At 70.5% G+C, this 13,261-nt stretch carries 9 protein-coding genes; 7 read left to right on the top strand and 2 right to left on the bottom strand.

Annotation, left to right across the window (positions count from 1 at the left end):
• Positions 1 to 6: 6 nt before the first annotated feature.
• Positions 7 to 906 (bottom strand): LysR family transcriptional regulator, encoded by a 900-nt coding sequence (locus EGT29_RS07760; protein WP_124688475.1) that lies wholly within the window; start codon positions 904 to 906, stop codon positions 7 to 9.
• A gap of 122 nt (positions 907 to 1,028) precedes the next feature.
• Between EGT29_RS07760 and EGT29_RS07755 the strand changes: the two genes are divergently transcribed.
• The 7 genes from EGT29_RS07755 to EGT29_RS07725 all read left to right on the top strand — a co-directional run bounded on the left by EGT29_RS07755 (position 1,029) and on the right by EGT29_RS07725 (position 6,974).
• Positions 1,029 to 2,291: an alpha-hydroxy acid oxidase gene (locus tag EGT29_RS07755; protein WP_124688474.1), complete on the top strand. Its 1,263-nt coding sequence runs from the start codon at positions 1,029 to 1,031 to the stop codon at positions 2,289 to 2,291.
• An 83-nt stretch (positions 2,292 to 2,374) separates the two neighbouring features.
• Positions 2,375 to 2,761, top strand: coding sequence for a RidA family protein (locus tag EGT29_RS07750; RefSeq protein ID WP_124688473.1), 387 nt, complete (start codon positions 2,375 to 2,377; stop codon positions 2,759 to 2,761).
• A 40-nt stretch (positions 2,762 to 2,801) separates the two neighbouring features.
• A complete protein-coding gene (locus EGT29_RS07745) occupies positions 2,802 to 3,686 on the top strand; it encodes a polysaccharide deacetylase family protein (protein ID WP_124688472.1) in 885 nt (294 codons plus the stop codon).
• A gap of 25 nt (positions 3,687 to 3,711) precedes the next feature.
• Positions 3,712 to 4,704 carry a tripartite tricarboxylate transporter substrate binding protein gene (locus EGT29_RS07740; protein ID WP_124688471.1) on the top strand — a complete coding sequence of 331 codons (993 nt, stop codon included), beginning with the start codon at positions 3,712 to 3,714 and terminating at the stop codon, positions 4,702 to 4,704.
• Between the two features lie 16 nt (positions 4,705 to 4,720).
• Positions 4,721 to 5,197 (top strand): RidA family protein, encoded by a 477-nt coding sequence (locus EGT29_RS07735; RefSeq protein ID WP_124688470.1) that lies wholly within the window; start codon positions 4,721 to 4,723, stop codon positions 5,195 to 5,197.
• A 25-nt stretch (positions 5,198 to 5,222) separates the two neighbouring features.
• Positions 5,223 to 6,191, top strand: coding sequence for a tripartite tricarboxylate transporter substrate binding protein (locus EGT29_RS07730; protein WP_124688469.1), 969 nt, complete (start codon positions 5,223 to 5,225; stop codon positions 6,189 to 6,191).
• A 9-nt stretch (positions 6,192 to 6,200) separates the two neighbouring features.
• Entirely contained in the window at positions 6,201 to 6,974 is a 774-nt protein-coding gene (locus EGT29_RS07725) for an SDR family NAD(P)-dependent oxidoreductase (protein WP_202865600.1), read from the top strand.
• Here the strand turns inward: EGT29_RS07725 and EGT29_RS07720 are convergent.
• Positions 6,971 to 13,246, bottom strand: a complete 6,276-nt coding sequence (locus EGT29_RS07720; protein ID WP_161567732.1) for an autotransporter outer membrane beta-barrel domain-containing protein — start codon at positions 13,244 to 13,246, stop codon at positions 6,971 to 6,973. The genes EGT29_RS07725 and EGT29_RS07720 overlap by 4 nt on opposite strands.
• Between the last annotated feature and the right edge of the window lie 15 nt (positions 13,247 to 13,261).

Genomic DNA, 13,261 nt, shown 5'->3' with positions numbered 1-13,261 from the left:
GCCGCCCTACAGCAGCCGGTTCCGCGCCGAGAAATCGATGGCCTGGCGGGCGATGGCCAGCATGCCGGGCACCACCGGCCGCGTATCGTCCCGCCGCCAGCGGAACGAATAAGGCAAGGGTCCCAGCGCGGGTGAACTCTTGAGCACGCGGATGCGGCCGCGCCTGGCCAGCTCGGCGGCCCAGGCGGCGGGCAGCATCCCCACGCCCACGCCTTCGCTGACCAGGCCGGCGATCGCGCCCCAGTTGTTGCAGATCAGGCGCTGGCGGACATCCAGTCCGCTGTCGTTCAGCCAGTCGTCCAGCAGCCGCGTGGTGCCGGCGCCCAGCGCCAGCGTGATCAGGGGATAGGCATCCAGCAGGCGGTCGCTCATCGCGTTCGCACCGGGCTCGGTGTCCGACGCGATCACCCACGAGAAGCGGGCCTCGCCTATCCGTTCGGAGCAGATGTCCGGCCGGGGCGAGCGGCCCGCGATCACGGCGCAATCGAGCTGGCCGCTTTCCAGCCCGTGCTCCAGCGCCGCACCCACTTCCACCATGGGCTCGACCACCAGGTCGGGATGCTCGTGCCGGGCGAGCTTCAGCAGCCGGGGCAGCCAGGTCAGTGCCGTCAGTTCTCCCACGCCTATCCGGCAGCGGCCGGCCAGGCCGGTGTCCACCGCCACGCAGCGCCGCACGGCTTCGGCTTCCTGCAACAGGTTCCACGCCCGGGGAACCAGCCTGCGCCCGGCCTCGCTCAGTTCCGCCTTGTGGCCGGAACGGTCGAACAGGCCCACGCCGAGCGACTGTTCGAGTTCGTTGATGCGCTTGGACAGCGAGGAAATGGACAGATGCAGCCGCTCCGCCGCGATGGCGAAGCTGGCGCAGGTGGCTGCCCAGTAGAAGGCCTCGAGTTGCTTGAGCGTCATGGCATGGAGGGCGGATCTAGTTTCGAAAAAGCGAAATAGCTTATTAGGATTTTATCGCTTTCTTCATACAACCCGGGTCCGTAGAGTGGCGTCGACTGGAACTTCCGCACGCCGCGATCCCGATGAGCGCCAACGCCGACCCCACGCCTACGTCCCTGCCCCTGGGCGCCACGCCGGCCCAGCCGTCCTCGCGGCCGGCCGGACTGGACGAGCCGCGCATCCTGCGCGAGGCCCTGTGCCTGGACGACTTCGAGGAACTGGCCCGGCGGCGCCTGCCCCGCCCCATCTTCGGCTACGTCGCCGGTGCCGCCGAGCGCAACAGCTCGCTGCGCGACAACGCCTCGGCCTTCGCCGAATACGGATTCGTTCCCCGTACCCTGGTCGACGTGTCCCGGCGCAGCCAATCCATCACGCTGTTCGGCACGCGCTATGCGCGTCCCTTCGGCATCGCCCCCATGGGCATCAACGCGCTGTCGGCCTACCGTGGCGACATCGTGCTGGCCGCTGGCGCCGCCGAGGCGGACATGCCGTCGATCATGAGCGGCAGCTCGCTGATCCCGCTCGAAGACGTCGCCCGGCATGCGCCGGGCACGTGGTTCCAGGCCTACCTGCCTGGCGACACCACGCGCATCGATCCGCTGATCGACCGCGTGGCGCAGGCCGGCTACCGCACCCTGGTGCTGACCGTGGACATCCCGGTCATGGCCAATCGGGAGAACAACCTGCGCACGGGTTTCTCCACGCCGCTGCGTCCCAGCCTGCGGCTGGCCTGGGACGGCGTGAGCCATCCGCGCTGGCTGTGCGGCACCTTCCTGCGCACGCTTGCCCGGCACGGCATGCCGCACTTCGAGAACTCGTTCGCCACCCGCGGCGCCCCCATCCTGTCCGCCCGCGTCATGCGCGACTTCACCGCGCGCGACCACCTGAACTGGGAACACGTGGCCCGCATCCGCCGGCGCTGGCAAGGGCACCTGGTACTCAAGGGCATCCTGCACCCCGTCGATGCCTCGCGCGCCCGCGAACAGGGCGTGGACGGCGTCATCGTGTCCAACCACGGCGGCCGGCAACTGGACGGCGCGGTGTCGCCGCTGCGCGTCCTGCCCGCCATCGTCGAGGCGGCGGGCGGCCTGGCGGTCATGATGGACGGCGGCGTGCGCCGCGGCACCGACGTGCTCAAGGCGCTGGCGCTGGGCGCCCGCTGCGTGTTCGTGGGCCGGCCCTTCAATTACGCGATGGCGGTGGCCGGTGATGCGGGCGTGCGACATGCCGTCCGGCTGCTGGGCGACGAAGTGGACCGCGGCATGGCCATGCTGGGCGTCAACACGCTGGACGAACTGGACGCCGGCTTCCTCGCGCCCATCGGTGCAGGCAGCCGCGCCGCCTGAAGGACAAGAACCAACTTTTCGCGACGGGCCCCGCGCCCGCCGACTCCTCAACCCCTGAACCATCGAACACGGAGATTTCCGCCATGGCCAAGACCGTCATCTACAGCCCCAACGTCACCCGCACCAAGGCGCCCCACGCCCATGCCGTGCGCACCGGCAACCTCGTCTTCGTGTCGGGCTGCCCCGCCTACTTCGGCGAAATGCAATTGGCCAAGGGCGACTTTCCGGCCCAGATGCGGCAATGCCTGACCAACCTGAAGAACATTCTGGAAGAAGCCGGTTCCAGCCTGGAGAAGGTGGTCAAGGTCAATATCTTCCTGGACCGCCGGGCCGACTTCGACGAGATGAACGAGGTCTATCGCGAGTTCTTCGGCAACGACCCCATGCAGTGGCCCGCCCGCACCACCGTCGAGGCCCGCCTGCCCCGCAAGGACTTCCTGCTCGAGATCGAATGCGTGGCGGAAGTCTGATCCGCTTCCCCGCCTCCCTTCCCATCGCAAGGACCACCCCATGCCCGCACCCATCCTAGACGTCCATGCCGGAGGCCAGGAATACCTCCTGCCTCCCGATTTCCTCTGGCCCGGCGGCAAGCGCATCGCCGTGTTCTTCCGCGTCGCCTGCGAAGGGTGGTCGGACGGCGCCTGGCCATCGCTGGGGCCGATGGGCAATCCGCTCAAGCCCGGCGTGCCGGACCTGAACGCGCTGGGGTGGGTGGAATACGGCATGCGGCGCGGCATCCACCGCATCCTGGACATCCTGGAACAGCACGACATCCGCAGCACGATGATCATCTGCGGCGTGCTGGCCGAGCGCTATCCCGAAGTGGTACGCCGCATCGCCGATGCCGGACATGAAATCGTCGCCCATTCGTACGGCATGGACGTGATCCCCGCCTACCTGGACGAGGAACAGGAACGCGCCAACCTGGCGCGCACCACGGCGCTGTTCGAAAAAGCCACCGGCCGCCGGCCGCAGGGCTGGATCAGCCCGCGCGCCACGCCCAGCCCGCGCACCGCGCGCATGCTGGCCGAGGCGGGCTACGAATGGCATGGCGACACCATGAACGACGACCTGCCCTACCTGGTCCGGTTCGGCGACCGCGAGATCGCCGCGTTCCCCGGCGGCATGGAGTTGAACGACACGCCCATGTACATCCGCTACGGCAACTCGCCGCGGATGATGGTCGAGATGTTCGACGACTGGCTGGACTACGTGCGCACCCGGGAAAAAGGCGCCGTGCGCATCGACCCGTCCATCCACGCCCACGTGTTCGGCCGCATCACGGGCATCCACGTGTTCGAGCAGTTGATCGAGAAGGCCAAGGCCGCCGACGACATCTGGATAGGCACGCGCCAGGAAGCCATCGCCCACGTGCGCGCCGCCATCCGGCGCTGATCCCCTTCCCACCCCGGAGGTTTCCATGAGCACCCGCCACTCCCGCACCCGGCGCGTCCTGCTGGCCGCCACGCTGTCGACGCTGGCCAGCGCCGGCACGCCCGCCCTCGCGCAGGCCCCCTTTCCCGACCGGCCGCTGAAGCTGGTCATCGGCTTCGCACCCGGCGGCTCGACCGACGTCGTGGGCCGGATGATCGCGCAGAAGATGTCCGTCGAACTCGGCAAGCCCGTGGTCGTCATCAACCGCCCCGGCGCCTCGGGCGCCATCGGCACCACCGAGGTGGCGCGCGCCGAACCCGACGGCTACACGGTGCTGGTAAACATCGTGACCACGGCGGTCATCAATCCGCTGACGCAGAAGAACCTGCAATACGACCCCATCAAGGACCTGCAGCCGGTCGCCATGGTGGGCAAGCTGCCCAACGTGATCATCCTGAACAAGAACGTTCCCGCTCACAACCTGCGGGAGTTCATCGCCTGGGCCAAGGCCAACCCCGGCAAGGTGACCTTCGGCACGGGCGGCGCCGGCGGCGTGCAGCACCTGTCGGGCGAACTGCTGGCCAAGATGGCCGGCATCCAGATGACGCACGTGCCCTACAAGGGCGCCGCGCCCGCCATCCAGGACCTGCTGGCCGGCAACATCGACGCCGTGTTCGACAACGTGACCGGTCCGATCAGCCTGATCAAGGCGGGACAGGTCACGGCCCTGGGCGTGACCACGGAAGAGCGCATCGCCGTGCTGCCCGACGTGCCGACCATCGCCGAATCCGGCCTGCCGGCGTTCAAGAACTCGAGCTGGATCTCCATCTTCACCCGCGCGGGCGTCCCGCCCGCCGTGCTCGCCCGCCTGGAGTCGGCCGTGCTGGCCGCCGCCCGGGACCCGGAAACGGTGGCCAAGCTCAAGGAGCTGGGCGCCGTTCCCGCGCCCATGAACACCGCCGAACTCGACCGGTTCTGGCGGTCCGAATTCACCTATTGGCGCGACGCCATCAAGGCCGCCAACATCTCCCTCGAATGACAAGGAAGCAACGACCATGTCCGCGATCGAAACCCGTCTGAAGGAACTGGGCATCACGCTGCCCGACGCGCCCGTCATCAAGGCCAACCCGGCCCTGGTCCCCGGCGTGGCCGCCGGCGGCCTGTTCTTCTGCCAGGGCACCCTGGGCCATACCAACGGCGACTTCCCCTACCTGGGCAAGGTCGGCGACAAGGTCACGGTGGAAGAGGCCTACCAGTCGGCCCGGCTGTGCGCGATCAACCACCTGGCCCAGGCCAAGGCGGTGCTCAAGGATCTCGATCGCATCGTACGGGTCGTGCAACTGGTGGTCTACGTGAACGGCGCGCCCGGCTTCGAGCGCGCGCCCTATGTGTCCAACGGCGCCTCCGACCTGTTCGTCGAAGTCTTCGGCCCGGAACGCGCCGCCATGGCCCGCGCCAGCCTGAGCGTGCCGGACCTGATCTACACCGCGCCGGTCGAGACCTTGTGCACCTTCGAAATCACGCCGGCGTAACCGCCCCACGCGACAGGACTCCCTCATGAAATCCCCCCTACGCATCGCGGCCGCCGCCGGCCTCATGGCGGCCGCGGCCTGCGCCGCCGCCCAGGACTACCCGGCCAAGCCCATCCGCCTGATCAGCGCGTGGACGCCCGGCGGCGCCAACGACATCCTGGCCCGCGCGCTGGGCCAGGTCATCTCGCAGCGCTTCGGCCAGCCGGTGGTGATCGAGAACCGCCCCGGCGCGTCGGGCACGATAGGCACCGCGCACGTCGCCCAGTCCCCTCCGGACGGCTACACGATCACGCTGGGCAGCATGCCTTCGTACTCCACGGCGCCCAGCATGTTCCCCGACCTGCGCTACGACCCCATCAAGGACCTGGTGCCCATTGCCTTCGTGGCCATCGTCCCCAACGTGCTCGTGGTCAATCCGTCGCTGCCGGTCAAGTCCGTGCCCGAGCTGCTGGCCTACGCCAAGGCCAATCCGGGCAAGCTGGCGTTCTCGTCCGTCGGCAACGGCTCGTCGTCGCACCTGGGCGGCGAACTGTTCAAGCTGATGGGCCACGTGGACATGACGCACGTGCCGTACAAGGGCACGGCGCCGGCGCTGGTCGACCTGGTGGGCGGCCGCGTGCAGCTCGCCTTCGAGAACATGCCCGCGCTGCTGCCCCTGATCAACGGTGGCCAGTTGCGTGCCCTCGCGGTCACGTCCCGCGCTCGCTCGGCGCTGCTGCCCCAGGTTCCCACCGTGGACGAGGCGGGACTGAAAGGCTACGAGATCGGCGCCTGGTACATGATGTTCGCGCCCGCCGGCACCCCGCGCAAGATCGTCGACAAGCTGAACGAGGCGGTCAACGCCGGGCTGCAGCAACCCGACATCCGCCAGCGCCTGAAGGATCTCGGCGCCGAGATCGTCGGAGGCACGCCCGAACAGGCCGCGGACTTCCTGAAACGCGACCTGGCGCGCTGGACGGACGTCATCAAGCAGGCCCACATCGTCTTCAACTAGGACCCGCCCATGAACGCTTCGCTGTGGAACACCATGCGGCTGGATGGCCGCACCGCGCTGGTCACGGGCGCCGGCAAGGGCCTGGGCCGGGCCATCGCGATGGGGCTGGCGCAGGCCGGCGCCAACGTGGCGCTGCTGGCGCGCACGGCGCGCGACGTAGAAGCCGCCTGCGAGGAAATCCGCGCGACCGGCGCCCGCGCGCTGCCGCTGGCCGCCGACGCGACCGACTCCGCCCAGGTCGATCGCGCCGTCTCGGCCGTGCTCGATGAATTCGGCACGCTGGACATCCTGGTGCATTCGGCCGGGGGCAGCCAGCGCAAGCCCGTGCTGGAGCTGGCCGACGACGAATGGAAGCGCCTGATCGGCGCCAACCTGGACTCGACCTTCTACGTCTGCCGCGCGGCGGGACGGGCCATGCACGCGCAGGGCCGCGGCTCCATCATCAACATCGCCTCGGCCGCCGGGCTGCGCGGCCGGCCCAACAATTCCCCCTACAGCGCGGCCAAGGCGGCCATGATCAACTTCTCGCGCGCGCTGGCCATGGAGTGGGCGCCGCAAGGCATCCGCGTCAACACCCTGGCGCCGGGACGCTTCCTGACGCCGCTGACCGAAGCGGAGATGAGCGATCCGGCCAAGCACGCCGCCTTCGTCAGGAACGTGCCGCTGGGCCGGATCGGGCGTCCCGAGGAATTGAAGGAGATCGTGGTCTGGCTGGCCTCCGATGCCTCGGCGTTCGTGACCGGCTCGACCATCGTGATCGATGGGGGGCAGACGTTACTTTAGAACCGCACACCCAACTTCAAGCTGGCCGTCTGCGCCACCAGGTGCTCGCCCGCCTGGATCCCGTACTCCGCGCGCAGCGACCACGCATCGGCCGACATCACCTCGATGCCGGCCGTCGCGCTGCCGAATACCCCCGGCACACGGGTCGACAACGTGAACGCATCCTGCGGCGCCACCGCCAGCCGGACGTCGGTCGAGACCTTGCGCCCCGCCACCAGCCCCACGCCCAGCGCGAGATAGGGACGCGCGACCGCCTTGCCCATACTGACCTTGCCGCCGAACTCGATGCTGGGCGTCAGCACCGCGCTCCACCGGTCGCTGGCGTCGTGGGCCAGATCGAAGGGCCCCGCGCCCGACTCCCTGTAGCCCGGCGTGCGATCGTAGATGAGGTCCAGGTCCGCATAGGGCTTGGCGTACCAGTCGCCGAACGAGAACTGATAGGCGGCCCGGGCGCGCGCCGCCAGCTGGTAGGAATCGGGCTTGCTGGTCGCCCGCGCCGCCATGCCGGGCAGCACGATGTTGCGCGCCTGGTCCGATTCCTCGTAGCCGCCCATCAGCGCGCCCGCGAACTGCCAGGCCCCCATCTGCCGCTTCAGCGTCAGGCCGGCGTGGAAGCTGTCGCTGGCGATGCGCACGGTGTTGTCCGCGGAATAGGTGTTGGTGCGGCTGTAGCTGGCCGAGGCCCCCAGGAACCAGTCCGGTGCCAACTGGCGCTGCACGCCGAACTGCACCGTGGTCTGACGGTTGTCGTAGCCCGCGCCGTCGGCGGACGCCGAACGGTCGAAGCGGCCGCCTATCACGCGCGCCCACGCGCATTCGCCCTCGGCCAGCTGGATGCCTTGATCGCTGAAGTAGGGACAGCTCATCATCCGGTCCAGCGCCGAGTGCAGCTCGTAGGTGCGATTGCTCGCGCGGCTCAGCGCCGCGTCGGAGGCCACCGCACCCAGCGCCTTCACGTAGGCATCCGTGCCTTCCAGCCGCGCGAAGGGATCGAACAGCGTCGTCAGGCTACGGTCGCCCCGGTCCCACAGGGTCTGCAGGTAGCCGGCGATGCTGGCCTGGTTGGCGGTCAGGCCCAGGCTTTGCGGACGGAAGTTCGCCTTGGGCGTGACCCATAGCTGGCCGTCGCCGGTCAGCGACACGTCGTAGTTGACCACCGGCGATTGCCCGGCAAGATTGAACGAGCCCGTCGGCGTGACGTCGAACTGGGCGATCAGCATGGGCTGGCCGCCTGCCAGGTTGTGGCCCAGCACGAGCAGGCTGCCGCCCAGTTGCGCCGGCCCGCTCACGCCGATCACGTCGGCCAGTCCGCCCGCGCTGAAATCGACATCGGCCTGGAAGACCCCTCCCGAGCCTTGCGTGAAACCCTGCATGAACGTCGTCTGGTACGCGCCATGCTGGTCGACCGGTCCGCCCGGATTGAACACGCCCTGGTTGACCAGGGAGGCGTCCAGCCGCTGGCCGCTGGCCAGCACCGCGTCCGGGTGATTGACGAAGGAGCTGTGGGCCGCGTCGCCGCTCGTGACGTTGCCGATGAACAGGCCATGGTTGTCCACGGCCACCCGGCCGGAGGCTTCGATCGCGGTCGCGCCGGCGATCAGGCCCTGGTTGGCGACCGAGGTGGCGTTGTCGGTAACCGTGCGGATGGCGGTACCGCTGGCGGTGTCCGCGTATACGGCCGACGACGCCCCCACGCCTATCGTGACGGGGCCGCCGCTGTTCTGCGCCGCGCTGCCGGCGCTTACCGCCAGGATGGCCGGCGCGCCGCCGCCCTGCGCGGTGACCAGGGACCCGGTGCCCAGTCCGATGTTGATCGTCCCGCCCGCGCTGCCCGTTCCGCCGCCGCTGCCGCGAACCTGGATGCCGGCCTCCGAGAAGACGGCGCCGCCGCCCAGGCTGAGCGCGGCGATCGCGGGCGCATTCCGGCCCTGCGTGGCGACCATGACGCCCACCTGCACGTCGACCGCGCCGCCGTTGCCGCTCCCTCCCGTCACGTCGACGGTCTTGACCAGATTGTCGTCGTAGCTGACCGAGGAAAAGTCCCCGGCCAGGCCTCCGCCGCCGCCCACGCTCTGGGCCAGCACACCGATGGCGCCGGCGCCCTCGGTCAGCACCGAGCCTTCGACGTTCACGTTGACCGCGCCGCCCGCGCCCGAGCCCTGCGACGCCGGCGCGGCCAGCGTCGTCCTGCCCGCGGCCGTAGACAGGCCGGCGATGCCGCCTCCGCCGCCCACGCTTTGCGCCAGCACGCCCACGGCATTCCTGCCCCGGGTGTTGACGGAACTGTTGGCCACCACGTGCGCATCGACCTGGCCGCCGTCGCCCGTCGCGCCGCCCAGCGCCCCCAGCGCGACGCTGGCCGGGGCCTGCGCCTGCCCGCCATTGAGCAGGGCCACGTATCCGCCGCCCGCACCCACGCTTTGCGCCAGCACGCCGAAGGCCAGGTCGCCCGAGGTCTGGACCATCGTATGAGCGATCGTGCTCGATCCTTCGTCATATTTGCCGGTGGTCACGGAAACATGTCCGCCGTCGGTCCGCATGGCCTCCTGGTTCGACGCATCCATCCCCAGCGTCACCTGCGCCGGCGCCAGCAGCGGCGCCGCCGCCGCGCTGCTGGCCAGCGTCGCCGCGCCGCCCCCGCCGCCTATGCTCTGGGCCATCAAGCCGTGGGACAACGCGCCGGACGTGACGATGTTGCCGCCGGTCGTGGTGACCGTCGCGTCGCCGGCATCGATGGGAGGGATCGAGAATCCGTCCACCACGCTGATCTTCCCACCCAGCGAAATGACCGGCGCCTGTGCCGCGTGGCCGGCCCCCAGCCCCGCCGCGTCCAGGCCGTCGATGCTGATCGAGGCCAGTCCACCACCGCCGCTCACGCTCTGCGCGATCACCGCCGGCGCATCGTCGCCCTGGGTGCGGACCTGTCCGGTCGTGACCGAGGCGCCGCCGCCGCTCATCACCGCCGACTCCGACACGAAGCCCGACAGGATCCGGCTGCCTCCCATCGTGATCGTCAGCGGCGCGTCCGTGTGCCCGGCCGGCGTGGCCAGCCCGCCGGCCCCGACCAGGAAGCTCGACACCTCGGCCTTGCCGCCGCCTCCCCCCACGCTTTGCGCCACGATGCCCGGCGCATGATCGCCCATCGTCGTCACGACGCTGCCCGCCGCGCTGGCATCGACGGTGGCCAGGCCGCCATTGCCGCCGCCCCCTCCGCCGCCGCCCACGGTCACGTTGATGTTGCGGCTCAGGGACAGGCCCTTGGACGCGAGCAGTTCGGCGATCTTGTTGATCTTCTCCAGGATCTCGGCGGCCTGGTCCGCGCCGTGCTCCTTCACCAGCTCGGCCAGATCCTGCTCGGATACCGTACCCACGCCCCCGCCGCCGCCCACGCTCTGCGCCAGGATGGCGGGCGCGGCCTTGCCGGCGGTCGAGACCGTGCCGGTGTTGGTCACCTGCACCGTGCCCCCCCGCCCGCCGTCGCCGGCATTCCCGCCCACCGACAGGTTGGTGCCTATCGAAGGCGCCAGCGAGACCACGTTGCTGACGCCTTCATTCGCGGCCTTCAGCAGGGAATCTATCGCGGACAGCAGGCTGGACGCTCCCGCCGAGCCGATGGCCCCGGACCGCCCGCCGCTGCCGGCGATGCTTTGCGCGAGGATGCCCGCCGACGCCAGGCCCTGCGTCGCGATGGCGCCGTCGTTGGCGACCGTGACATCGCCGCCGTTGCCGCCGCTCCCGCCGTTGCCGCCGACCCGGGCGTCGATCGCGTAGCTCAGCCCTCCGAACGAGATCGAGTTCGGCGCCTCCTCCAGCCACTCGGAAACCTTGGTCAGCGTCTCCAGGAATGCCGTGGGCGAGCTGACCACGGGTTCGAACGAACGCTCGGTCTCCTGCTGGACGAGGCCGCCGTTGCCGCCTCCGCCGCCCACGCTCTGTGCCAGCACGGCCACGGCATGGTCGCCGGCAGTGGTGACCGCGCCGCCGCTCTGGTTGCGCACCGAGATCGTCCCGCCATGCCCCCCGCTGCCGCCTTCGCCGCCGGTCGTGACGCCATAGCTGATGGTGAAGCTGGACGCGCCTATCGTCGTCGGCCGCAGCGGCGCGGCCGCCACGCCGCCGTTGCCGCCCCCGCCGCCACTGCTCTGCGCGAAGATGCCATGACTCTCGTGTCCCAAGGTGGCCACGGTGCCGGCATTGGAGACGTCGACCTCTCCGGCATTGCCCGCCGAGCCGCCGCGGCCGCCCACCGTGACCTGGATGCTGCCCGTACCCGATGGAATGTCCGGTCCCAGTTCCGGCGCGATGGTCGCCTGAACGGATTCCGCGAAAGCGCCGTTGCCGCCTCCACCCCCGACCGACCGGCCGACCACCGCGCTGCTGACGGCGCCGGCGGTCGTGACCGAGCCGACCGGATCGAGTTCGATGGAGACATGCCCGCCCGCGCCGCCCGCGCCGCCGTCGCCGCCGGTGGCAAGCGCGACCCCGACCAGCACGCCCACCGAGGCCGCCTGGGCCGATCCGCCGTGCCCGCCGCCCCCGCCTATGCTTTGCAGCAGCACGCCGGTGGAGCCGGCGCCCTGCGTGGAAATCCGGCCGGACGACATCAGCGACAGATCGCCGCCGTCGCCCGCGACGCCCCCGCGGCCGCCCACCGCCATCGACACGATCAGGCCCGCGCTGTCGGCATCGCCGCCCACGCCGCTGCCACCGCCGGCGCTCTGCATGATCACGGCGCCGCTCTGGTCGCGCGTGGTGGAAATGCTGCCGGTGTTGGTCACGCGGCCGGCGCCGCCATTGCCTCCCCCGCCGCCGTTGCCGCCCACGACGAACCACCCCGCCGCCTCGGCGCCGTCGCCGCCCTGGCCGCCCGAGGCCTGGGCGACGATGCCGAAGGATCCCGTGCCCGTGGTCCCGCTGTCGTCTCCGGCGCCCGCGCCGGCGATCTCGATCGAACCGCTGTTGGTGATGTCATAGGCCAGCGCGCCCACGCCGCCGCCGGCACCGCCGCTGCCGCTGTGGCCCGACAGGCCGCCCTCTCCGCCCTTGCCGCCGTCGCCGCCGGCGACCCGGACCTGGATGCCGTTGGAGTAATCGCCGTAGGTGGCGATCCGGCCCGAATTGGTGATGGAGACGCCGCTGGCCGAGCCGCCGTCGCCACCATCGTGCCCATAAGACCAGGATCCGGCCCCGCCATCGCCGCCCCGACCGCCCTGGCTGCCGGCCAGGATGGCCGCGGACGACCTGCCGCGCGTCGTGATGGCGCCCGCGTTCGAGACGGTGACGTGCCCGGCGTTTCCGCCGCGATTGGCGCGCACGTCCTGCGCGGGTTCGCCCTCCTCGCCGCCTTCCGCGCCTCCGCCCTGGCCGCCCTGGGTACGCGCGATCACGCCCGCCGTTCCCGTGCCGTTGGTGGTGACGGAACTGCTGTCGTCGATGCTGACGCTGACATCGCCGGTGTCGCCGCCCTGCCCCGCCGTGCTGTGCCCGCCGCCGACGCCGCCGTGAAAGCCGTCCCCGCCCTCGCCCCCCACGGACTGGACCAGGATGCCGGCAGTCTCCGACTGCCCCGTGCTGCCGGACACCGTCACGGACGATCCGTAGCTCAGGCTTACGCTGGCCGCGCCCGCATTGCCCCCGCGTCCGGAATCGCCAGACGGCAGGACGTCCCGGATCGAGGGTTCCCGCCCCACGCCGCCCACGGAATCGACCCATATGCCGTAGACCCCGGCGGTGATTCCCGTGCCCGAGACCACGACGTCCGCGTCGTGGCCGTCTCCGGCATCGCCGTAGCGCCGCCCCCCGCTCTGGATCGCCCACCTGCCGCCATCGCCGCCATGCGAGGCGGCGCGCAGCCCGACTCCGCCGCTGCTCAGGGTGCTGTACAGCAGGTCATAACCCAGCGTCGCGCCGTCCCCGCCGTTGCCGCCCCAGTGGTTGTAGTTCGGATCGTCCGGATCGGTGGATCCTTCGCCGTTGCCGCCATGGCCGCCGCTCACGTCCACGAAGACCGCGGTGCCGGCGCCGATCGAGACGTTCAGCGACGAGTCGGAAGCGCCGACGAAATCGGTGCCGTTGCTGCCGTCCGAGCCGTTATGGCTATAGCAGCAAGTACCATCGGTACCCCGGTAGTCGCGAACGACCTGGGCCTGCGCGGTCCCGGCCAGCGACGACAGAGCGGCAAGCACGGCCGCCGCCACGAGGTTCGGCCGGAACGACGGCCGGGTGCAGCCGCCAGCGGCGGCCGGGATCGGGAAATACGGAGACGTCGTCATATGCGTAAAGATCCC

The sequence above is a fragment of the Pigmentiphaga sp. H8 genome (assembly GCF_003854895.1).
Classification (GTDB): domain Bacteria; phylum Pseudomonadota; class Gammaproteobacteria; order Burkholderiales; family Burkholderiaceae_B; genus Pigmentiphaga.
This window is presented reverse-complemented; position numbering and strand designations above follow the sequence as displayed.